The organism is Clostridium sp. BSD2780061688st1 H5 (assembly GCF_005845155.1).
Taxonomy (GTDB): Bacteria; Bacillota; Clostridia; order Lachnospirales; family Lachnospiraceae; genus Claveliimonas; species Claveliimonas intestinigallinarum.
This window is the reverse complement of record NZ_SPGT01000012.1, coordinates 53,204-74,600: the sequence shown is the minus strand read 5'-3', so window position 1 is coordinate 74,600 and position 21,397 is coordinate 53,204. Positions and strand designations below refer to the sequence as shown.

Below are 21,397 nucleotides of genomic sequence, written 5' to 3'. Positions count from 1 at the left end.
GATATATCACGCACTTCCAAAAGGAGATATGCCTTCAGATGTTTTAGTTATATTCCATTTTATGCGGCGGGCGGGAAAAGTTTCGTCCGGGCAGAAAAAGGAGGCTGTTATGCCGGAGGACACGAAGGAATTTCAGGAGCTGTTCAGGGAGCTGAGCGGCTACGAGAAAAAGGGAGTATACATAGAACTTGAGGGGAAACCGGCAAGCCCGACACAGATTGTACAGGCGCATATGCTGCAGGAGGATTCCGGCTATATGCGGGATTATGTGCTCAACGAGAAAGGAGATCTGAAAGCGCTGTACTTCAATCACATTGAAAAGGAACAGTAGACAATAAAAAAGACCGAACAGTGCGGACACCCCTCGCAAAAGTCTTGAAAATGTCGAAATATATAATGACGTGTGCGGGAAACATTGGTATAATAATGTATATGTGTGTGGGAGGTGCAGCATGGATCAGAGACGCAGAAGGAGGAGGACTGCGCGCGGACGGAAACAGTCAAGGCGCAGAAGGAAGAGAAATCTTATCCTGAAGACAGGATTTTTTATTATAGTGATCATAGCGGCTGTTGCAGCGTTCTTTTTGTGGAGGCGGTATGGCCCCTCAGATGAGCAGGCTGACAGGAATGAATATTATGGAATAGAAAGTGACGGTCAGCTGGCTATTGTCGTGAATAATGAGATCCTTGAACCCAGGGGGATGATCTCCGATGGAAGAGCCTATGTGGAGTACGCAACCGTGCGGGACTATATCAACTCCAGATTTTACTGGGATCCAGGTGAGAATGTGCTGCTCTACACGCTGCCTACTGACACGGTCAGCGTGGGCGTGGGAGCCAGCGAGTACACTCTCGCAAATCAGAAAACGAGCACAGACTACGTCATTTTAAGGACAGAGGGAAGTACAGCGTACATTGCGCTTGATTTTGTGGCTCAGTACACAGACATGTCCTACGAAGTTTTCACCGACCCGGACAGAGCGGTGGTGGTGACAGAGAAGGAAGAGAAAGTGGCGGAGGTGAAAAGAGACACCCAGGTGCGTTATCAGGGCGGGGTGAAGAGTCCCATCCTGACGGAGGTCTCCAAGGGAGACACTGTGGCTGTCATCGAGGACGAGGGCGACTGGAAGAAGGTGCGCACCCAGGACGGCTTCATCGGATATGTGAAGAAGAACAGGCTCCGGAACGAGAAAAAGACAACCTACGACAGAGGCTTCGAGGAGCCTGTATATACAAATATTTCCGAGGATTACGTGATCAACATGGCATGGCACAACGTGACCAACTCTGACGCCAATAGCAGCGTCCTGGAGATGATCGCCAACACAAAGGGGCTCACTACTATCTCTCCAACCTGGTTCCACGTGGCGGACACGTCCGGCAACCTGGAGTCTATCGCCAGCTCGGAGTATGTGAACTATGCCCATCAGTCCAATATCGAGGTGTGGGCGGCTATTCGGGATTTCGACGGAGGCATCAGCTCCCAGGAGGAGTCCTATGCGCTGCTCTCCAGCACTTCAAGCAGGACAAACCTGATCAACCAGCTGATGGCGGCCGTGTTCCAGACCGGGATCGACGGCATCAATGTGGACTTTGAGATGATCTCAGAGGAGTGCGGTGAGCACTATATCCAGTTTATCCGGGAGCTGTCCGTGCAGTGCAGGAAGAACAACATCGTGCTCTCCGTGGACAATTACGTTCCTCAGAGCTACAACCAGCAGTACCACCGGGAGGAGCAGGGCGCAGTGGCGGACTACGTGGTCATCATGGGCTACGACGAGCACTACGGCGGCTCACCTGAGGCGGGCTCAGTGGCCTCCTACGATTTTGTGAAGGCAGGCATTGAGAACACGCTGAAGGAGGTTCCGGCTGAGAAGGTGATCAATGCGGTGCCCTTCTTTACACGAGTGTGGGAGGAGACTCCCAAGACGGAGGAGGAGATCGCTGCTGACCAGGGCACGGACGCGGCTGAGTACACCACGAATGTGACCAGCACCGCCTACGGGATGGCGGACGCCAGGGCTGTGGTGGAGCAGGCGGGAGCCGAGATCACCTGGGATGAGACGACACAGCAGAATTACGCTACCTGGGAGGCGAACGGAGTCACCTACGAAGTGTGGCTCGAGGACGCCCAGTCACTGGAGCCCCGGCTGAAGCTCATGAAGGACTACGGGCTGGCCGGCACAGCCGCATGGCGTCTGGGACAGGAGACATCGGACATCTGGGAGCTGATACTGCAGTATGTAAATTAACGTAAAGTAAAATCATGTCAGGCAAGGCAGGAGCAGTCTGGCGACGGCATTAATAAGCGCCCTCCGGGCGGCATATACTATAGACGGATAAGAAAATGATCGTTTTGGTATATGCTGACAGGGGGGTGCTTTTTTGCTGAAAAGGATCATGGAGCTGCTGTTTGCGCTGGCTGTGCTGGCCGGTCTTCTCTTCGCCGGGGGAAAGGTCCGCACATATGTCAGCGTGCAGCAGGAGAATGTCAGGAGAAATCTGGTCGTTCTGGATCCAGGGCACGGCGGGAGGGATCCCGGCAAGATCGGGGCAAATGAGGAGTTGGAAAAGGACATCAACCTGGCCATCTCCCTGAAGGTGAAGGAGAAGCTGGAGAAGGACGGGATGGAGGTTGTGATGACAAGGGAGGAGGACGCTATGCTGGCAGATGAGGATGCGGACAACAAGAAGCTGGAGGATTTGAACAACAGGATCAGTATCATCAATGAGCGCCAGCCGGCCATCGCTGTCAGCATCCACCAGAACAGCTATCCCGACCCTTCCGTAAAAGGAGCCCAGATCTTCTATTTCACCCACTCGGACAAAGGAAAGCAGGCGGCGGAGGCGCTGCAGAAGGAGCTGCTGGAATTTGATCAGGAAAATACGAGGGACATCAAGGCAAACGACACCTACTACCTGCTGAAAAAGACGGAGGTACCCACTGTGATCGTGGAGTGTGGCTTTCTCTCCAGCCCCGAGGAGACGGCTCTTTTGACAGACGAGTCGTACCAGGAGAAGCTGGCTGGGGCCATTGCCAAAGGCATTGAAAGCTGGGTGGTAAAATAGGCGGATTGATGCTATAATAAAGGGCATGAAGACAAGAGTAGAAAAAATAGACAAAGCACAAATGAATATGGATATCATAGATGCAGCCGGGCAGATCCTGAGGCAGGGCGGACTGGTTGCATTTCCTACGGAAACAGTGTACGGACTGGGGGCTAATGCCCTGGACGAGGAGGCGGCCAGAAAGACCTACGCCGCCAAGGGAAGGCCCTCCGACAATCCACTTATCGTCCACATCGCCGACCTTAAGGACCTGTATCCCATCACAAAAGGAGTGCCGGAGAAGGCGGTGGCACTGGCGGAGAAATTCTGGCCCGGCCCGCTGACCATGATCTTTGAGAAAAGTGAAATTGTCCCCCACGGGACAACGGGGGGACTGGACACAGTGGCTGTGCGCATGCCTGACGACACGGTAACGCTGGCTCTCATCAAGGCGGCGGGAGGCTACGTGTCAGGCCCAAGCGCCAACACCTCCGGAAGGCCAAGCCCCACCACGGCGCAGCATGTTCTGGACGACCTGGATGGAAAGATCAATATGATCCTGGATGGTGGCCCTGTCCACATCGGCGTGGAGTCCACTATCGTGGACATGACGGTGGAGCCGCCCATGATCCTGCGGCCGGGGGCTGTCACGAAGGAGATGCTGGAGGAGACGGTGGGGGAGGTGTCTGTGGACCACACCATCCTCACGGCGGACAGCAAGACCCCGCCCAAGGCCCCGGGAATGAAGTACCGCCACTATGCGCCCAGGGCAGAGATGACTGTCGTGGAGGGATCTCTCGAGAAGGTGGTGGACAAGATCAGCGAGCTTGCAGCCGCCCGGGAGAGGGAAGGACACCGCACCGGCATTATAGCCACCCGGGAGACCATGGACAGGTACACCAGCAGGAATGTGAAGTGCATCGGCACCAGGGAGGATGAGAGTACAGTGGCGGCCAATCTGTACGCCATCCTGCGTGATTTTGACGATGATGGGACAGAGTTTATCTACAGCGAAGCATTTGCGTCTGACGGAATCGGGAGCGCTGTCATGAACAGGCTTCTGAAGGCCGCAGGGCATCATGTGATAAATGTTTAAAAATGCAGGAGGAAAAAAGAATGTCAAATGTGTACGTAATGGATCACCCGCTGATCCAGCATAAGATCGGGCTGCTCCGGAGAGAGGAGACAGGATCCAGGGATTTCAGAGCCCTTGTGGAGGAGATCGCTATGCTCATGTGCTATGAGGCCACGAGGGACCTGAAGCTGGAGGATGTGAAGATCACCACCCCCATCTGTGAGACCACAGCCAAGCAGCTGGAGGGAAAAAAGCTGGCCATTGTCCCCATCCTCAGGGCGGGCATCGGCATGGTGGAGGGTATGCTGGCACTGATACCGGCGGCCAAGGTGGGGCATATCGGCCTGTACCGGGATCCGGAGACGCTGGAGCCGGTGGAGTACTACTGCAAGCTGCCTGCAGACTGCGACGAGAGGGAGGTCTTTGTGGTGGATCCCATGCTGGCCACAGGAGGCTCCTGTGCGGCGGCTATTGAGCTCCTGAAGGCAAAGGGGGTAAAGAAGATCCGCTTCCTGTGCACCATCGCGGCGCCGGAGGGCGTGGAGCGGATGCAGAAGGAACACCCGGATGTGGATCTCTACATCGGGGCCCTGGACGATCATCTGAACGATCACGGCTACATCGTGCCCGGCCTTGGAGACGCGGGAGACCGCATTTTCGGAACAAAATAGGAGAACAGAGTGTCAGGGAAATGGAACGGGAGGCATTTTTATGGCAAATAAAAGAGAAGACTATATAACCTGGGATGAGTATTTCATGGGAGTTGCGATCCTGTCCGGACAGCGGTCCAAGGATCCCAACACCCAGGTGGGGTGCTGCATCGTGAGCCAGGACAACAAGATCCTGTCCATGGGCTACAACGGGCTCCCCATAGGCTGCTCCGACGAGGAGTTTCCCTGGAACAGGGAGGGGGAGGATCCCCTGGAGACCAAGTATGTATATACCGTCCACAGCGAGCTCAATGCCATCCTGAACTACAGGGGCGGCAGCCTGGAGGGGGCCAAGCTGTATGTGTCCCTCTTCCCCTGCAACGAGTGCGCCAAGGCGATCATCCAGAGCGGCATCAAGGAAGTCATCTATGACTGCAACAAATACAAAGGGACTCCGTCCGTGGCTGCATCCATGCGGATGTTCGACGCGGCCGGAGTCAAATACCACCCCTACCGAAGGACCGGCAGGAAAATCGAGATCGAGCTTTAGGACTGGATGGCCTTTGCCTGGCGGAGAAGGAAACAGTAGCGCTTCCATGCTGCGTTTCCCCGGTAAATATAGCAGTCGATCAGGTCGGGATCGCAGGCGTTCTGAAAGTTGTTGTAGGCGTCTTCGATCTCCTGCCTGGCCTGCGCGATCTCCTCGGCAATGTCAAAATTGTCCCGGTCAAAGGACAGCCTTTTGTAGATGTCTTCCTCGGCTGCCCGTCCCCGCTGAAACAGCTTCATCTGCAGTCACCTCCACAGTCATTTCTCTTTATTTCCAGTATAGCCAGATTTTGTGAATAAAATACCTGAAGCCTGTCATATATATGTAAAAATGAGCAGGCAGGGAGCGTCGGGCAGGGCGTATGGAAGACGGGAGAGAGTATGGGCCGGGAGAAAAGACAGGATGGGTGCTGAACTTTGTGATACGCGCGATGGTGGGGATGGCTGTCATTTTCTTTGTAAATTATTTCCTTGACTTGCGGGGAATAGACATGGCGGTGGGCCTGAGTCCGGTGTCCTTTTTGACATCCGGAGTCCTTGGAATACCTGGGGTTGCGCTCCTTTACGGGATTGTGATCTACCAATCTTTGTGAGAATTTCACAAAGAAAAAATATTTCTGAAAAAGCTATGGACATTTGTGCGGTGTAGGGCTATAATACATCGTACAAGTTTTCATAACTTGTATCTGATTAAATCTTGTTGAAAATCTGACAAATGTTTCTGTAATTCAAGGCCTTTTCGGCAGAGAATTCAAAAACAGACAAGCACAACTGAATATGGAACTGTAAACAGAACAAGCAAATAGTTTTACGCATGCGCAAAGCGTGTGGGGAGGATGTATGTGAGCAGCAGAAATTTGGTCATCTGCGATCAGGAGACAGAGTACGCTGCCAGGCTTGCCGGGTTTCTGAACGGGAAAAGGGAACTTGCCTTTCAAGTAAAAATATGTAAAAGTCCCGATCAGATCCAGGAGGCAGCAGGGCAGATGCCGATCGACATCCTGCTGATTTCTGAGGATCTCAGGGAGCTGTACGATCTTCAGGGCGAAGGGGAAAAGGCGGCCAAGACCGTTCTTCTCACGTCAGAGAGAGGCGAGGGCAAGGACATGGACACCATTTTCAAATATCAGTCAGGGGAACAGATCTGTATGTGTCTGATGCAGCTTCTGGCAAGAGGGGAGAAGGCGGAGCTTCTCCGGATACGCAAGAAAGGAAATGGAAGAATCATAGGATTTTATTCGCCTGTGCGCCGGCTCGGGCAGACAAGAATGGCTCTCCGGAAGGGGAGAGAGCTGTCCCGCACAGAGAACGTGCTGTACTTAAACATGGAGGTTTATGCGGGGACAGGCTCGTATTTCCCGGAGGAGAGGCAGAAGAACATGTCTGAGCTTCTCTACTACGCAAAGCAGGAGTCGAGGAAGCTGGCGGGTGTCCTGGCAGGGCTGGTAAAGAGCCTGGAGGGCCTGGACTATGTGCCGCCGGCGGTCATACCGGATGACATCAGAGACGTGTCCCCGGGAGAATGGATCTGGCTATTTGAGGAGATCCTGCGGACAAGCATCTATGACACCCTTGTGCTGGATATCGGCGACAGCGTGCAGGGGCTGTACAGAATACTGGAAGCCTGTGATGAGATCTATATGTCTGCGGCAGATGACCCTGCGGCCTCCTCCAAGATACGGCAGTTCGAGGAAGCCCTTGAACAGGCCGGCTGCGGGCATGTGGCAGAAAGGGTGGTACGATGTGATATCAGAAGAACAGCTCCAGGAAAAGGTACTGGCCAGACTGGATCTGTCAAGAGAGATCGGAGACGATGAGCTGACAGAGCTGATCTTCCGGGTGCTGGACGAGGAGAGCGCAGGAGAGTATATTCCTCTCCAGAAGAAGGCGGAGCTGGGGCGGGAGCTTTACAATGCCTTTCGCCGGCTGGACCTTCTGCAGGATCTGATCGAGGACCAGGAGATTACGGAGATCATGATCAACGGCACACAGAATATTTTCGTGGAGAAAAAAGGGAAGATATACATGACAGACAAGCGCTTCCCCTCCCGGAGCAGGCTGGAGGACGTGATCCAGCAGATCGTGGCGGGGGCCAACCGCATGGTCAACGAGTCGGTGCCCATCGCCGATGCGCGCCTTTCAGATGGATCCAGAGTCAATGTGGTCCTCTATCCTGTGGCCCTCAACGGGCCGGTGGTGACGATCCGGAAATTTCCCTCAGAGCAGATCACCATGCAGGACCTGGTCCGCCTGGGAGCCCTCAGCGAGGAGACGGCGGGCTTTCTGAAGATGCTGGTCGTAGCCGGGTACAATATCTTCATCAGCGGAGGCACCGGTTCCGGCAAGACCACGCTTCTCAACGCCCTGTCCCAGTTCATACCGTCGGAGGAGAGAGTCATTACCATCGAAGACAACGCGGAGCTTCAGATCCAGGGAGTGCCCAATCTGGTGAGGATGGAGGCCAAAAATCCAAACATGGAGGGAGCCGGGGAGATCACCATCCGGCAGCTTATCCGGACTGCCCTCAGGATGCGGCCGGACCGCATCATCGTGGGGGAGGTCAGAGGAGCAGAGACTATTGACATGATACAGGCTATGTCCACCGGACATAAGGGTAGCCTCAGCACTGGCCACTCCGACAGCCCCAGAGACATGCTGCGGAGACTGGAGACCATGGTGCTCATGGGGATGGACATTCCCCTGGCGGCCATACAGAGGCAGATCGCCTCTGCCATTGACATCATCATCCACGTGGGGCGGCTTCGGGATAAGAGCAGAAAGGTGCTGGAGATCGTGGAGGTGCTGGACTATGAGGACGGGGAAATTCAGACAGGCTGTCTCTATGAATTTCAGGAGACAAAATGCAGGAGGACAGACGGCGTCATCGAGGGAAGATGGCAGAAGGTCCGGCCGCTCCTGCACACAGAAAAATTACTTTCAGCAGGATATCAGACCCCATGAGTATATTCTTGCGGTCTTAAAATATGCAGGATTTCTTGCAGCGGTTGCCTGGCTCTACTATGAATCGATATGGGCCTTTCTCCTGTGCGCACCGGGAGTCTTTCTGTATCTCAGATACTGGAAGGCAGAGTGCCTGGAAAAGAAGAAAAGAGAATTTGCCCTCCAGTTTCAGGAGGCGATCCGCTCTCTTGCGGCAGCTCTGAACGTGGGGTATTCCCTGGAAAATGCCATAAAAGAAACAAAAAAAGATATTAATATATTATATAGTGAACAGACGGCCATAAGCCGGGAGTTTGACTACATGATCCGGCAGATTTATCTGCAGATCCCCATGGATCAGATCCTGTACGAGTGGGCCCGGAGGATAGACCAGGAGGATCTCCAGAGCTTCGTCAATGTCTTTGTCACGGCAAAAAAGAGCGGAGGTGACTCCCTGAAGGTCATCCGGGATTCCATTGCCCAGATTCGGGACAAGATGGAGATGCAAAGAGAGATTGACACCATTCTTGCAGCCAGAAAATATGAGTTCAGGGTGATGTCCGTGATTCCCTTTGGCATCGTGGCTTACATGAAGCTGAGCTTTCCGGAATTTATGGGCGCGCTGTACGGAAATCTCATAGGAGCAGGAGTGATGAGCGCATGTCTGGCAGTGTATTTGGCAGCCTGGTATCTCGGGCGAAAAATTGTAAATATAGAAATCTGATCCTTCTTGTCACAGTCCTTTCTGTCCTGGGCGCTATGGCCCTGCTGGTGTCAGATGCAGGCAGAGCGGCAGCAGACCAGAGCCAGATAGAGAGAAACAGCTACGGGAAGGGAGAGAAGAGTGAAAGCTTCCGGGTTACAGCGGACGGAGAAGAGGCCAAAGAGAGGCTGGATGTCACCGTGGGAGAGCGGCAGTACACAGCGGAGGAGCTGCAGGAGATATTTGACAGGGCAGCCGAAGAGCTGGAGGTGCTGGTGCTGGGAGAAAATGAGAGTCTGGACAAGGTGACGGCGGATCTGTCCCTGGTAACAGAGCTGCCGGACCTTCCCATCGCCGTGGAGTGGGAGCTGGACAGGTACGAGGTTCTGAATGTAAGCGGTGAGATCCAGGAGGAGGCCCTGCGGGAAGCGCTGGTGGAGGAGAGAGAAGGCGTGCTTGTGAACCTGAAGGCCTTTATGACCTACACCCAGGACCAGACCAGGCAGGCGGTTCACGAGATAACGGTCAGGCTCTGCCCTGCCGCCAGGACAAAGGAGGAGAAGCTGATCGAGAAGATCAGAGCCTGGATTGCAGAGTATGACAATGAAAACAAGACGAAAGAAACGATAAAATTACCGAAAGAGGTGGATGGACAGAAGATCAGCTACCACTACCCCATGGACACAAGAGGGGCAGTGATCCTGGCGATGGGACTTATGACCGTGGTTCTTCTGTTCTGCCTGGAAAAGCAGAATGAGAAAAAGGACGAGGAGAAGAGAAAGCAGCAGATGATGATGGACTACCCCCAGATCGTCAGCCAGCTGAACCTTCTTCTGGGAGCGGGCATGAGCAGCAAGAGCGCTTGGAAGAAGATTGTGGACGACTACCAGAGGAGAAAGCCGGCAAGAGGGGAGCGGGCCGCCTACGAGGAGATGGCCGCCGCCTGGAACGAGATGTGCGGAGGTGTCCCGGAGAAGGACTGCTATGAGAGCTTTGGCGGCAGGTGCGGCCTGCAGGCCTACATGAAGCTGGGAGCCCTCCTGTCTCAGAATCTGCGGAGAGGGACAAAGGGGCTGGCGGATGCTCTGCGGCTGGAAGGCATCCACGCCTTTGAGGAGCGGAAGGCTCTTGCCAGGCGCCGGGGCGAGGAGGCGGGGACTAAGTTATTGCTCCCCATGTTCCTTATGCTGGCCGTGGTGCTGGTCATTGTCATCGTCCCGGCTTTTTTGTCCATCTCGCTTTAGCTTTCCGGCGGCTTTGATTTGGCGAAAGATAAATCCGAGAAAAAGGAGGAAAACATATGTGGAGAATCTATTATCTGATGCATTTGATGAAGGATAAAAAGGGGATTGGCGTGGTGGAGGTCATTCTGATTTTGGTGGTGCTTATCGGACTCGTGATCATATTCAAGTCCCAGCTCACAAGCCTGGTACAGACTATCTTTGAGAAGATTACAAGTGAAAGCGCAGGTATATAGGGCGATCCGCAGGGCTCTCTCTGGCAGGCCCGGCGGGGATTTCCCGGGGATGGTGCGGCCGGCCAAGGCTCTGCCGGGAGAGATGACAGCCTTTTTGGCCCTCATATTCATCCTTCTCATCGCCTTTGCAGGCTCCCTTATGGAGAGCGCCTCCATCCAGTCGGCCAAGAATTACAGGCGGGCGGACATGAACCGGGCTATTGAATCGGTCTTTGCGGAATATCAGAAGGATTTGCTGGAGGAGTATGAGCTGTTTGCTCTTGAGGGAAGCTATGAGAGCGGAAGCTACAGTGAGGAAAAGGTGTTTGACCGGCTGGCCTACTACGGGGCGTCCAATATGGATCACACCATGGCCAGGCTCCAGCTTCTCACCGACGATGGGGGCGGTCCCTTCCTGTCCCAGGTCAGCGACTGGGTGAAGTACAGGTACGGGCTGGACAAGCTGGAGGGACTTTTGGGAAGCGCTCAGACCTGGAAATCCCAGGATGAGGGGATCAGGGACTACCAGGAGCAGGAACAGGAGGGCAGTCGGGAGCTCTCTTCCCTTCTGGAGGAGCAAGAGCAGAGCCTTCCCTCAGAGGACAACCCGCTGGAAACGGTGGAGCAGTTAAAGCAGTCTCCTCTTCTTGCCCTTGTAATGCCAAAGGACAGGCAGGTGTCCCAGAAGCAGATTTCCCTGGCAGAGCAGCCCTCCGGGAGGGCGCTGCAGCAGGGGTACGGTTCCTTCGAGGATATGGCGGAGCAGGGGGAGGCCTCCAGACTGGCCCTGGGCGTGTACCTGATGGATCATTTTTCCTCGGCGGTTCCGGAGGGGACAGGAACAGCGGGCGCCGGACAGACGGCACTGTCAGGAGAGGCCAAAGCCCCGGGGAGCGGGCTGGACTACCAGCTGGAGTATGTGGTCAGCGGCCAGGCGTCAGATGCGGAAAATCTGGAAAAGACAGTCCAGAGGCTGCTCCTGATCCGGCTTGTGTCCAATTTTGCCTACATCCAGACCGACAGCGCCAAAAGGGCCGAGGCAGCGGCCATGGCGGCCACTCTCTGTACTCTGCTGGCAGTGCCTGCCATCATAGAGGCGGTCACCCAGGCTCTCCTTTTCGCCTGGTCCTTCGGTGAGAGCATCGTAGACCTGCGGGCCCTGCTCAAGGGCAGTCGCGTTCCCCTTGTGAAGGACAGTGAGAGCTGGCAGCTCCAGCTCTCCGGGCTTCTGACTCTGGGAAGTGAGGACGAGTGGAATGAGGGAAAGGACACCCAGGGCGGCATGAGCTATGAAGAGTACCTGCAGATCCTTCTCTTCCTCACGGACACAGACGAGGTGGCTATGCGGAGTCTGGATCTTATCGAGCAGCACATGCGGCTGGGGAAGGGGCTGGAATGGTTTCGCATCGACCACTGCATCACAAAGATGGAGTTGGACAGCAGCTGTAGTCTGCGCAGAGGGATCACGTACAGCTTTTCCACCTATTTTGGTTACCGATGACGGCGGGCCGCGTGACTGGCCGGCTGGTGAGACGGCAAGGCTGCCGGCCACAGGAAGGGAGTGCACAGGGGCGCCCTCCTGTATTCTTTTAATATTTGGTCAGAAAGGAGCTTTGGCATGATACTCCCATATAACGTCAAAAACATACTCTCATATTTTTATTCAGGTAATCCTCCTTGGAAGGATTTCCCTGCCACCAGGAGGGCGCCCCTGTGCACTCCCGGAAAACATACAAAGGGCAGCATCACGGTAGAGGCGGCGCTTGCCATGCCCCTATTCTTTTTCGCAGTGCTCGTTCTCTGCTATATGTCTGAGGTCATGGCGATACGGACAAGTATCCGAAGCGGCCTTCAGTACGCGGGGAAGATTGCAGCCGAGAGTTCCTATGGAAAACCATTGCTTCTGCCGGGCAGCATAGAGAGGGATCTTGTGAACGCAGTGGGGGCGGAGCGGCTGGATAGGAGCATTGTGGAGAACGGAAGCAGCGGCGTGCACTGTGAAAAATCCTATATGTCCATGAGCACCGGGATCATGGAGATGAAGGCCAGCTACCGTGTGTATCTGCCGCTCCCCGTTTTCGGGAGCGCGGTGGTGCCCATGGAGGAGAGCTGCCGGGTCAAGGGATGGACCGGCTATGAGCGGGCGGGCTTTCTGGCAGAGAATGAGGAAACCGTCTACATTACGGAGACGGGCATGGTGTATCACCGGGATTATCACTGCAGCTATCTGGAGCTTTCCATACGGATGGTGCCTGCAGAGAGTGTAGAGCATCTGCGAAACGAAAGCCAGGGAAAGTACTATCCATGTGAGACCTGTGCCCGGAGAGGAACCGCAGGCGGAGTGTATATCACTGATTACGGAGACCGATATCACAGTAGCTTGAACTGCAGTGGGCTGAAGAGGACCATCTATGCGGTCCCTCTGTCTGAGGCGGTGGGGAAGGGGGCTTGTTCCAAGTGTGGATAGAAATGGAAAAGTTACAGGAAGTATTGTCGGTGGAAAATCTGATCTGCCTTGCCTTTCTGCTGGGCATCTCGGTCTATGATATCTATTTTCACAGGATCTCCAAAGCAGTCCTTGTACTGGCCAACCTGCTGGCAGCCTTTCGAACGCTGTACACGCTGACAATGGCGGAAGGAAAACTGGGTAGGGCGGATGAGATGGATCTGATCTGGGCAGCAGCGGGAGCCGGAGCCGGGCTGCTTTTACTGGGAGTCGCCCGGCTCACGGGAGAGGCTGTGGGATACGGGGACGGCTGGCTGGTCATGGCGCTGGGGATCTACCTTGGCCTCTGGGGGCTTATGGAGGTGCTCGCTGCCGCCTGGGTGCTGCTGGCGGCTGCTGCGGCAGTGTGCCTGGTCAAAAAGAAATGGTCCCGCAAGGCAGTCCTGCCCATGACACCGTTTCTAACGGCAGGCTTTGTGATCCTGCTGGCAGGAGAATATTTCCGGGCGTAAAAGGTAAGAGACTGACCGGCGGGGAAAGGAGTCTGAGGAGTGAAAAAATATGGGAAAGAAGTATGGAGAGAAAAGGAAGGAGAGAGACCCGGGAGGCTGCCAAGGAAGTTTGACCGTGGAGGCTGCCTGCCTGATGCCCCTTGTGGGATTGATCCTTGTGAGCAGCATATTATTATTATTTTATTTTCATGACAAGAATATAATTTCTTCCTGTGCCTATGAGACGGCAGTTGTAGGCAGTACAAAGGCCAGAGAGAAGGGGGGAGTGGAGGCGTCCCTCCTGAACCAGGCCTTTCAGGAACGGATACAGGGGAAATGTATCTTCTTTCCGGGGGCCAGCGCGGATATCCAGGTGGGAGAGGATGAGATCACAGTCACTGCCTCGGCTTCCAGAAGATACTTCAGTTTGCGGGTTGTCCAGCGGGCGGCTGTGACAGAACCGGAAGATCATATAAGAAGAATACGGAGAATTACAGGATGAAAAAGAGGAAGAGAAAAAATGGATGTAAAAGAATATGGAATAAAGCAGGTCGGCATACGAAGAGGACTGGATACTACCTTTCTCGTGGTGGAGTGCGAAGGAGAGTATACAGAAGATTACCAGATGCGTATGCTGGAGGAAAACGATATGGAAGGGCTCTTGTGTCTGCGCGGCCATGGCGAAGAGGGCACCAGTATGTACGAGTATGATATCAGTGGGAAGACCTCGCTGAAGACAAGATACAAAGAAATAAAAATAGATATGAAAGAAATGATAAAGTTTATAACGGAGCTGCTGAATGTGATTAGAGAGATCAATGCCCATCTTCTGGATGCGGATCACCTGCTCCTGGATCCGGAGTATATCTTCTGGGAGGACGGGGCATACTACTTTTGCTACTATCCTGGCGGGGGCTGGAATGTGTGGGAAGCTTTTCATCGCCTGACAGAGCAGTTTGTACAGTGGACAGATTTCAGGGATGACGCCAGCGTGCGCACTTCCTTCCTTCTCCACAAGGAGACAATGAAGGAAAACTACAGTCTGCATAAGATTGCCAGGCAGATAGAGGCCATGCAGGAGGAAGAAGTGAAAAAGAGGAGAGCCGGGGAGGAGAGGCCGGGTCAGACAGGATGGCCCGAAGACAGGGGCGGCGAGGCGCTGACGGCTGCTACCGGTTCCGCCTACGACACATCAGAGCACGACTGGATCGCAAAGCAGGAAGCGGGGAGCAGCATTATGCGGGAGACGGAAAATATGTGGCGGCCGGTCCGGGATTTCCTCCGACGCCACAAAAAGCCAGCCTGGAGAGACTGGGATGGCATTTATATAGATGAGGAGGAGCTGTAGGCTTCAATATGTTGATTTTTTAAGAAAGATATCCGGAAAATGGGAATATATGGTATAATGGAACAAATGTGACACAGACATAACAATGCGGAAAGTGAAAGGGAGTCTTGCATGTACCGAAAGAAAGCGCCCTGTACGGTCGCTCTGATCGTGGTGAATGTGGCAGTGTTTATTTTTCTCAGCTTTGGAGGGATGACAGAAGATGCATACTATATGCTTCAGAACGGAGCCATGTATCTTCCCCTTTTGCAGCAGGGAGAGTACTATCGGCTGATCACATCTATTTTTCTGCATTTTGGATTTTCCCATCTGGTCAACAATATGCTTATGCTGGGTGTGATGGGCTGGCAGCTGGAGCTGGTGGTCGGGAAGATTAAATTTCTGATCATCTATTTCGCGGCGGGCATTGGCGGCAATATGCTGTCTGCTCTGGTAGAGATGAGAACCGGGGACTTTGCTGTGAGCGCAGGGGCGTCCGGCGCTATATTCGGAATCATAGGAGCCCTTCTTTATATTGCGGTGCGCAACCACGGTCAGATCGGCAATGTTTCCGGCCAGGGCATCCTTGTCATGATCGCCCTGACTTTGTACTATGGGTTTACCAGCTCGGGGGTAGATAATTTTGCTCACATCGGCGGACTGGCGGTGGGATTTGTGCTGGCTGTCCTCCTATACAGGAAGAGAGACACAGAATTCCGTTCCGGCATTTACCGCTGATGTCACAGAGATCTTTCCTCCGTGGGCCCGGACTGTCCGGTCCGCAACGGCGAGGCCCAGCCCGGTGCCTCCTTTTTTGAAGGTGACAAAGGGCTCAAAGATATGATCCAACTGTTCCTGACCGATGCCGCAGCCGGTATCCCGGATGGCGACGACAATTTCAGATGAAGAACAGGCTGCATCCAGACGGATAGAGCCTTTTCCGTCAATAGACTCCCGCGCGTTTCGAAGAAGGTTTAAGAAGACCTCTCTTAATTTGACCCGATCCCCCCTGAAAGAGGGAAGATCCGGCGCCAGCCGGGAAGTGAACTCAACGGGGCTCTCGGCGCAGGAGGCGGCAAAGGAGAGAACAATCTGTTCCATAAAAGAGCGGAAGGAAAATTCTGTCAGAAAGAGTGAGCGGCTGTGGTTCAGAGAAGACAGATCTGTCAGGAGCTGCTGCATATATTCTACATCCTCCCGCATGGATACCCAGTACCGGTCTGATGCAATCCCGGGATGCCGGGATTCCAGAAGCTGGAGGGTGCTGTATACAAGAGTCAGAGGATTCCGGATCTCATGGCTGATGGTGGACAGCGACTCCTCATGGGAAGCCAGAAGCTTCTCGATGAGGGCGCGGTTCTCCGGGGATTTTGCCATAAGCTGCTGTAATTTGTCGTAATCTGTACTTGTAAACATAGGTTTATTACCGCCTTTCTGAAGTAAAAGTTTAGCATCGGCGGTTAAAATATTCAATCACAATTTTAGGAAAGAAAGAGGGAAAAGAAGATGAGAGATGACAACTGTATTTTCTGCAAAATAGCAAACGGAGAAATTCCGTCAGCGACAATCTATGAGGACGATGATTTCCGGGCTATCCTGGACCTTGGCCCGGCGTCAAAGGGACATGCGCTGCTTCTCCCGAAGGAGCACTATGCGGATCTCTATGCCCTGCCGGATGAGACAGCGGCAAAGGTGCTTCCAACAGCCAAGAAGATCGTATCCCGCATGAAGGACGTGCTGGGCTGTGACGGCTACAATCTGGTGCAGAACAATGGAGAGTGCGCGGGGCAGACAGTCTTCCACTTCCATCTGCACATGATCCCCCGCTATAAGGATGACGAGGTTGGGCTTGGCTGGAAGATGGGCGAGCTCAGCGATGCGGACAGAGATGAAATCCTGGCAAAATTGAGAGAAGGCCAGCAGTAATCCGGAAAAGAAAAACTGAAGATGAAGGAAAATGATGTGGGAATTGAGTTCATAGGCAGACAGGGATTCGATGCTGTTTACGAAAAGTACAAGAACCTCATTTTCCAGACGGCGTTTCTGTACATAAAAGAGTGGTACGCGGCAGAAGATATCATGCAGGAAACCTTTCTGTGGTACTACATTTACATGGAACACACGAGAGTGGAGAACACAAAATACTGGCTTCTCACCACTGCAAAGAATATTACGCTGAATTATATCAGAGATAACAGCCGCAGTACTGTCCTCGACATGGAGGATGAAGAGGAGGGAGTATATGGTTCTGTGGAAGGCGGCGAGGAAATCTTCTTTGACAAGCTGTGGAGGAGAGAAGTGCTTGAGGCCGCTGACACCATCCTGGATGCGCTTTACCGCAAGAACAGAAGATGGTATGACGCGGTTACTCTTGTGTATTGTATGGAGAAACCTCAGAAGGAGGTCGCTGCGTGTATGGATATGAGTCTGGAAAGTCTGCAGAGTATGCTGTATAGAGCAAGAAACTGGATAAAGAAAAATTACAGAGAAGAATTTGACCACATCCATGAAGCATAAAAACAGGTGTCGTTCTGACACCTGTTTTTTAAGGATGCGCGTCTATTCATTGACAGCAGACTCTATTAAATCAATAATAGTATCAATAGAATTCTGCTGATGGGATTTGGACATGGCCTCAATGTACTGCTGTCTGTTCTCGTAGAGAGTATGGACGCAGGAGAGGAATTTTTCGTTTGTAATGTCTTCTTCCTCCAATACCATGCTGAAGCCCTGGCGCTCAAAGGAGCGGGCGTTCAGGATCTGGTCGCCACGGCTCGCATTTGCGGAGAGGGGGATCAGCAGATTCGGCTTGTGCAGTGCGAGAAGCTCACAGATGGCATTGGCTCCCGCCCTGGAAATGACGATGTCTGTCAGGGCAAAGAGGTCTTTCAGTTCATCCTTGATGTATTCATATTGGACATAGCCGTTCAGATTGTTTAGGGTGGGGTCAAGCTTGCCTCTGCCGCACAGGTGGATGATCTGAAAATCCTTCAGAAGCTCCGGGAGATTGCTCCGCACCGCATTGTTCACAGCTACAGCTCCCAGGCTTCCGCCGATTACGAGAATGACCGGCTTATCAGACGTAAAGCCCGTGAAACTCCTTGCTTTTTCAGCATCTCCCTCAAGAAGCTCCTGGCGGATGGGGGATCCGGTCAGAACAGCCTTGTCGGCAGGAAGAAGATCCAATGTCTCCGGGAAATTGCAGCACACCTTCACTGCGGAAGGTATGGAAAGCTTGTTGGCAAGTCCGGGCGTCATGTCGGACTCGTGGATAATCACGGGGACTTTACACTGTTTCCCTGCCACGACCACCGGGACAGACACAAATCCTCCCTTGGAGAAGATCACATCCGGTTTGAGAAGCCTGATCAGCTTTTTCGCTTCGCCAAAGCCCTTCAGCACCCGGAAAGGATCTGTAAAGTTCTGGACGCTGAAGTAGCGGCGCAGTTTTCCGGAGGAGATCCCGTGGTAAGGAATTCCGAACTGTTCGATCAGCTCCTTCTCAATGCCATTGTAGGAGCCGATGTAGTGAATATCATATTGTAACTCCCGCAGCCGGGGAAGCAGTGCGATATTCGGGGTGACGTGGCCCGCAGTACCGCCGCCAGTTAAAATAATACGTTTCATGATATCTGTATTCCTCCGATTTTAATTTCTATTAACAATTGTAAACGTAAGTACGTCGGGGGTCAAGGAAAAGTAGCAATCACAGTACGAAAGAAATAGTCAGAGAGGTGGCCGATGAGAGAATATTCTAATAATGAACAGTCCTGCGAGGAGCAGAGAGAGGAAGAGCAGTTCAAGGCTCTCCTGGAAAAGCAGATGCGCAGAGAAGCTGAGCAGATTGAAGAGGAACTGGAAAATAATCCCGAGATTGCCGGGCTGTCCCCTGACGACAGCGCTAAGGATAAGCTGTACGAAAAAATAGAGGAGTATGAGCGGCAGCAGGCTGTGCGCAGACTGTCTCCGGAGGATCTGGAGGCGCTGCGTCTTGGGCGGCAGATCCAGAAGGAGAAGGCCCTGGAGAGGAAAAACACAGTCGATTCCAAATCCGGATCCAGGCATGGGAAAAAGCGCTTCTTCAAGCGCCTGGCCGGTGTTGCGGCAGTGTTCGTCATTGTGGCTGCTGTGGGGATCACAGGTGTCGGCGGACCGGATAGGGTGATGGAGGTGCTGCAGCAGGTGGTGGGGAGCAGGGAGATGACGCAGGTGGAGTCTGATGATAACGAAACCTTAAAGTCAGGTGAAAGCAGCGAAGAGAAAGCTTATCAAGAAATAAAGGATCAACTAGGAATTGATCCAGTTAGATTGGTGAATAGTTCTACAGAGATAGAGTTTGTTTCAGCAGAGATTGATGGACAACTGGGGACAGCGTTACTACTATATCGGAAGAACGAAGAAATAGTTTCTTATGTAATTAGTTGTGCGCAAACAGATGAAGTGTGGGGGTTTGATGTTGAGGATATATTATTAAACGAATACCCATATAGCTTGGAAAAAGTAAAGGTTTCAATAAAAGAATATAAATTTAGAGAAACAGAAGAAAATAAATATGTTTCAAGCTTTGACTATAAAGATGTTCATTATCAACTTACGGGTATCATGACAAAAAAAGAAATGGAAGAAATTTTAAATAATTTGCATTTTTTGTAAAAAAGCCGTCAGTTTTTGCGAAGTTATGTGTCTTATTATACGGAAAGAAAAGCAGAACAAGGAAAAGGAGGGACATTTTTTGAAAAAGAGACTGATATCTGTATGCTTCGCAGCTATGTTGATGATGGGCCTTACAATAATGGCAGAATTCCCAACAAATGCAAATGAAAGCAAGCCTATGTTAGACGGCTCATACCTGACATGCGAAGATGAATCTACAGGTATTGCGGGCGCAGTGACCAGAGGTGTGGATCTGCAGGCAGGGTATTCCAAGCTTAGGGATATAGGCAATGGAAAAATCTATGCAGGTGGAACGACTATTGCACAGCATGAAGTGGAATCTGTTCAAGTAACTGTTATGGTGGAAAGAGCGAAAGATGAAAACGATACCTGGCATTATGTCGATACCTGGCACAAAGAGAATACAAACACTTATGCTGTTAGCACAAGCAAGATGCTGGAAGTAGAAGGTGATTGGTATTACAGAGTTCGCTGTATCCATTCGGCAGGGAATGACATGAGTAGTTCTTACACTAATGGCCTTTATATTGAAGTGTCCGAAGAAGACTAAAAAACAAAAAGAAATAATTAAAAAACCAAGCCAAGAGAACATTTTAAAATCGATCGTTTGATCGAAAAGCCCAAATGGGCACCAAACCATCCCGCCGAGCTGCTGTATCTGCTGCTTCGTGGCGCACCTGGAAACAATAATCAAATAACAATTTATTTTTTCCTTACATTGAGAAGCCGTCATACAGGCCCGAAAGGGCTAAAGACGTCGTGAGGCAGCAGATACAGCAACTTGGCGGGACATAAGAGAACGCACACAAAAAAGAAAAAACTAAACGAAAGAGAGGGCGCTGCCACAAGTAAGAGTGGCGGCGGGCCCTCTCTTTCCAATTTAGTGCTTTCGCATTAGTTCTCCTGTGCCTTTGCCATGCGGAGAGCCTTGGCAAGCTGGTCTGGACAGGATGTGGGTTTGAAGCCGCACTGGATGCCCTCGATGCGGGAGATGGCCTCGTCCACATTCATGCCCTCCACAAGCCGGGCAACTCCCTGGGTGTTTCCGGCGCATCCGCCTACAAATTCTACGGATTTGATGGTGTCGCCGTCCAGCTCTACATTGATGAGCTGTGAACAGACGCCCTGTGGTCTGAACTGTATCATAATAGAAACCTCCTTATCCTTTGTACTCCCTGCACAGAAATTTGTACAGAGGAGATGATGTCTTTCGTCGAAGGAATTATATCAAAAAGACAGATTGAAATCAACGGCTGGGTCAGAGCCTGGCCATTCGTTCATCCAGGTGTTCAGGTCAGATCCCATATTTCTGATAAAGCTCCGCTCTGTACGCAGAGTCGGATGCAGCCTTTATGATCTGATCTTCTTTTTTCTCTTTGTTTAGAATAAGGATCAGCTTGCTGTAGCGGTCAGATGCCTGCTGCCTTCCAATCCGCGTCCACTCCTCGCGCCCTTTCTCTATGGCGTCATCCCATATCATCTGTCCAAGTTTTGTCATGGCAATCGCCTCCTTTATTGCTTCCAGGTCATCGTCCTTCAAAAATTTCACTGCGAAAGCGTAGAGTATCGCTTCCATTTTCTGGATCTCCTCCGGATCAAAGGAGCTCTCGGCTGCCCGCAAGAGCTGAATAGCCTGCAGGATCCGATCCTTCTGTCTGAGACTGCCTCCCATCAGGGGAGAGGGGAGCAGGGGAATGATGTCCTCCTTTCTTGATGCAATCAACGGCTATATCAGCGCTCATCCATATGACCAGGTCAGATCCCATATTTCTGATAAAGCTCCTCTCTGTACGCAGAGTCGGATGCAGCTTTTATGATCTGATCTTCCTTTTTCTCCCTATTTAGAATAAGAATCAGTCTGCTGTAGCGGTCGGATGCCTGTTGCCGCCCAATGGCCTCACCCTGCTGCCTTCCAATCCGCGTCCACTCCTCGCGCCCTTTCTCTATGGCGTCATCCCATATCATCTGTCCAAGTTTTGTCATGGCAATCGCCTCCTTTATTGCTTCCAGGTCATCGTCCTTCAAAAATTTCACTGCA

At 52.5% G+C, this 21,397-nt stretch carries 27 protein-coding genes and 1 pseudogene; 22 read left to right on the top strand and 6 right to left on the bottom strand.

The window, feature by feature from the left end; genetic code table 11:
- Positions 1 to 109: 109 nt before the first annotated feature.
- The 6 genes from FGQ86_RS09395 (at position 110) to FGQ86_RS09370 (ending at position 5,323) form a co-directional block, all read left to right on the top strand.
- Positions 110 to 331 carry a hypothetical protein gene (locus FGQ86_RS09395; protein WP_138303661.1) on the top strand — a complete coding sequence of 74 codons (222 nt, stop codon included), beginning with the start codon at positions 110 to 112 and terminating at the stop codon, positions 329 to 331.
- 121 nt (positions 332 to 452) lie between these two features.
- Positions 453 to 2,252 (top strand): glycosyl hydrolase family 18 protein, encoded by a 1,800-nt coding sequence (locus FGQ86_RS09390; RefSeq protein WP_138303659.1) that lies wholly within the window; start codon positions 453 to 455, stop codon positions 2,250 to 2,252.
- A gap of 133 nt (positions 2,253 to 2,385) precedes the next feature.
- Positions 2,386 to 3,069: an N-acetylmuramoyl-L-alanine amidase gene (locus FGQ86_RS09385; RefSeq protein WP_243127212.1), complete on the top strand. Its 684-nt coding sequence runs from the start codon at positions 2,386 to 2,388 to the stop codon at positions 3,067 to 3,069.
- A gap of 25 nt (positions 3,070 to 3,094) precedes the next feature.
- Positions 3,095 to 4,144, top strand: a complete 1,050-nt coding sequence (locus FGQ86_RS09380; protein ID WP_138303657.1) for an L-threonylcarbamoyladenylate synthase — start codon at positions 3,095 to 3,097, stop codon at positions 4,142 to 4,144.
- A gap of 20 nt (positions 4,145 to 4,164) precedes the next feature.
- A complete protein-coding gene (upp, locus tag FGQ86_RS09375; RefSeq protein ID WP_138303654.1) occupies positions 4,165 to 4,794 on the top strand; it encodes a uracil phosphoribosyltransferase in 630 nt (209 codons plus the stop codon).
- Between the two features lie 40 nt (positions 4,795 to 4,834).
- The gene (locus FGQ86_RS09370) at positions 4,835 to 5,323 is read left to right on the top strand and encodes a dCMP deaminase family protein (RefSeq protein ID WP_138303652.1); all 489 of its coding nucleotides are present in this window, start codon (positions 4,835 to 4,837) and stop codon (positions 5,321 to 5,323) included.
- Here FGQ86_RS09370 and FGQ86_RS09365 read toward each other — a convergent pair.
- A complete protein-coding gene (locus FGQ86_RS09365) occupies positions 5,320 to 5,562 on the bottom strand; it encodes a YaaL family protein (protein WP_138303650.1) in 243 nt (80 codons plus the stop codon). The two genes, FGQ86_RS09370 and FGQ86_RS09365, sit on opposite strands and share 4 nt — an antisense overlap.
- A gap of 122 nt (positions 5,563 to 5,684) precedes the next feature.
- Here FGQ86_RS09365 and FGQ86_RS09360 point away from each other — a divergent pair, with 122 nt between their 5' ends.
- The 12 genes from FGQ86_RS09360 to FGQ86_RS09305 all read left to right on the top strand — a co-directional run bounded on the left by FGQ86_RS09360 (position 5,685) and on the right by FGQ86_RS09305 (position 15,423).
- Positions 5,685 to 5,915 (top strand): pro-sigmaK processing inhibitor BofA family protein, encoded by a 231-nt coding sequence (locus tag FGQ86_RS09360; RefSeq protein WP_033126130.1) that lies wholly within the window; start codon positions 5,685 to 5,687, stop codon positions 5,913 to 5,915.
- Positions 5,916 to 6,164: 249 nt separating this feature from the next.
- Positions 6,165 to 7,139, top strand: a complete 975-nt coding sequence (locus tag FGQ86_RS09355) for a hypothetical protein (protein ID WP_138303648.1) — start codon at positions 6,165 to 6,167, stop codon at positions 7,137 to 7,139.
- Entirely contained in the window at positions 7,066 to 8,283 is a 1,218-nt protein-coding gene (locus FGQ86_RS09350) for a CpaF family protein (RefSeq protein WP_138303646.1), read from the top strand. The genes FGQ86_RS09355 and FGQ86_RS09350 overlap by 74 nt, the downstream gene beginning before the upstream one ends.
- Complete coding sequence (locus FGQ86_RS09345) at positions 8,165 to 8,986, top strand: type II secretion system F family protein (RefSeq protein WP_138303644.1); 822 nt, start codon at positions 8,165 to 8,167, stop codon at positions 8,984 to 8,986. Before FGQ86_RS09350 ends, FGQ86_RS09345 begins: the two co-directional genes overlap by 119 nt.
- Complete coding sequence (locus FGQ86_RS09340; RefSeq protein WP_243127208.1) at positions 8,923 to 10,209, top strand: hypothetical protein; 1,287 nt, start codon at positions 8,923 to 8,925, stop codon at positions 10,207 to 10,209. The genes FGQ86_RS09345 and FGQ86_RS09340 overlap by 64 nt, the downstream gene beginning before the upstream one ends.
- 56 nt (positions 10,210 to 10,265) lie before the next feature.
- A complete protein-coding gene (locus FGQ86_RS09335) occupies positions 10,266 to 10,442 on the top strand; it encodes a Flp1 family type IVb pilin (RefSeq protein ID WP_081958039.1) in 177 nt (58 codons plus the stop codon).
- Complete coding sequence (locus FGQ86_RS09330) at positions 10,423 to 11,922, top strand: DUF5702 domain-containing protein (protein ID WP_243127206.1); 1,500 nt, start codon at positions 10,423 to 10,425, stop codon at positions 11,920 to 11,922. The genes FGQ86_RS09335 and FGQ86_RS09330 overlap by 20 nt, the downstream gene beginning before the upstream one ends.
- Positions 11,923 to 12,189: 267 nt before the next feature.
- Entirely contained in the window at positions 12,190 to 12,888 is a 699-nt protein-coding gene (locus tag FGQ86_RS09325; protein ID WP_138303642.1) for a pilus assembly protein, read from the top strand.
- Between the two features lie 2 nt (positions 12,889 to 12,890).
- Complete coding sequence (locus FGQ86_RS09320; protein WP_138303640.1) at positions 12,891 to 13,379, top strand: prepilin peptidase; 489 nt, start codon at positions 12,891 to 12,893, stop codon at positions 13,377 to 13,379.
- Positions 13,380 to 13,428: 49 nt separating this feature from the next.
- Positions 13,429 to 13,860, top strand: a complete 432-nt coding sequence (locus FGQ86_RS09315) for a TadE/TadG family type IV pilus assembly protein (RefSeq protein WP_138303638.1) — start codon at positions 13,429 to 13,431, stop codon at positions 13,858 to 13,860.
- 18 nt (positions 13,861 to 13,878) lie between these two features.
- Positions 13,879 to 14,706 (top strand): DUF6382 domain-containing protein, encoded by an 828-nt coding sequence (locus FGQ86_RS09310; RefSeq protein WP_052084045.1) that lies wholly within the window; start codon positions 13,879 to 13,881, stop codon positions 14,704 to 14,706.
- Positions 14,707 to 14,817: 111 nt separating this feature from the next.
- Positions 14,818 to 15,423 (top strand): rhomboid family intramembrane serine protease, encoded by a 606-nt coding sequence (locus tag FGQ86_RS09305; RefSeq protein ID WP_138303636.1) that lies wholly within the window; start codon positions 14,818 to 14,820, stop codon positions 15,421 to 15,423.
- On the opposite strand, the gene FGQ86_RS09300 is transcribed toward FGQ86_RS09305, so the two are convergent.
- On the bottom strand, positions 15,376 to 16,101 hold the full coding sequence (locus tag FGQ86_RS09300; RefSeq protein WP_138303634.1) for a HAMP domain-containing sensor histidine kinase: 726 nt from the start codon (positions 16,099 to 16,101) through the stop codon (positions 15,376 to 15,378). The genes FGQ86_RS09305 and FGQ86_RS09300 overlap by 48 nt on opposite strands.
- Positions 16,102 to 16,191: 90 nt before the next feature.
- On the opposite strand from FGQ86_RS09300, the gene FGQ86_RS09295 reads away from it, so the two are divergent.
- Both FGQ86_RS09295 and FGQ86_RS09290 read left to right on the top strand, forming a co-directional pair.
- The gene (locus FGQ86_RS09295; protein WP_033126135.1) at positions 16,192 to 16,611 is read left to right on the top strand and encodes an HIT family protein; all 420 of its coding nucleotides are present in this window, start codon (positions 16,192 to 16,194) and stop codon (positions 16,609 to 16,611) included.
- Positions 16,612 to 16,632: 21 nt separating this feature from the next.
- Complete coding sequence (locus FGQ86_RS09290; protein WP_138303632.1) at positions 16,633 to 17,202, top strand: sigma-70 family RNA polymerase sigma factor; 570 nt, start codon at positions 16,633 to 16,635, stop codon at positions 17,200 to 17,202.
- A gap of 42 nt (positions 17,203 to 17,244) precedes the next feature.
- Here the strand turns inward: FGQ86_RS09290 and FGQ86_RS09285 are convergent, their stop codons facing one another.
- Positions 17,245 to 18,312 (bottom strand): undecaprenyldiphospho-muramoylpentapeptide beta-N-acetylglucosaminyltransferase, encoded by a 1,068-nt coding sequence (locus FGQ86_RS09285; protein ID WP_138303630.1) that lies wholly within the window; start codon positions 18,310 to 18,312, stop codon positions 17,245 to 17,247.
- 114 nt (positions 18,313 to 18,426) lie between these two features.
- Here FGQ86_RS09285 and FGQ86_RS09280 point away from each other — a divergent pair, with 114 nt between their 5' ends.
- Both FGQ86_RS09280 and FGQ86_RS09275 read left to right on the top strand, forming a co-directional pair.
- Positions 18,427 to 19,338 (top strand): DUF4367 domain-containing protein, encoded by a 912-nt coding sequence (locus tag FGQ86_RS09280; RefSeq protein WP_138303628.1) that lies wholly within the window; start codon positions 18,427 to 18,429, stop codon positions 19,336 to 19,338.
- Between the two features lie 79 nt (positions 19,339 to 19,417).
- Positions 19,418 to 19,909: a DUF6147 family protein gene (locus FGQ86_RS09275; protein WP_138303626.1), complete on the top strand. Its 492-nt coding sequence runs from the start codon at positions 19,418 to 19,420 to the stop codon at positions 19,907 to 19,909.
- Between the two features lie 344 nt (positions 19,910 to 20,253).
- Here the strand turns inward: FGQ86_RS09275 and FGQ86_RS09270 are convergent, their stop codons facing one another.
- The 3 genes and pseudogenes from FGQ86_RS09270 to FGQ86_RS16240 form a co-directional block, all read right to left on the bottom strand.
- A complete protein-coding gene (locus FGQ86_RS09270; RefSeq protein WP_033126194.1) occupies positions 20,254 to 20,502 on the bottom strand; it encodes a TIGR03905 family TSCPD domain-containing protein in 249 nt (82 codons plus the stop codon).
- Between the two features lie 151 nt (positions 20,503 to 20,653).
- The gene (locus FGQ86_RS09265) at positions 20,654 to 21,082 is read right to left on the bottom strand and encodes a hypothetical protein (RefSeq protein WP_138303624.1); all 429 of its coding nucleotides are present in this window, start codon (positions 21,080 to 21,082) and stop codon (positions 20,654 to 20,656) included.
- Between the two features lie 32 nt (positions 21,083 to 21,114).
- Positions 21,115 to 21,397 (bottom strand): annotated as a pseudogene (locus tag FGQ86_RS16240) (hypothetical protein); the annotation flags it as partial.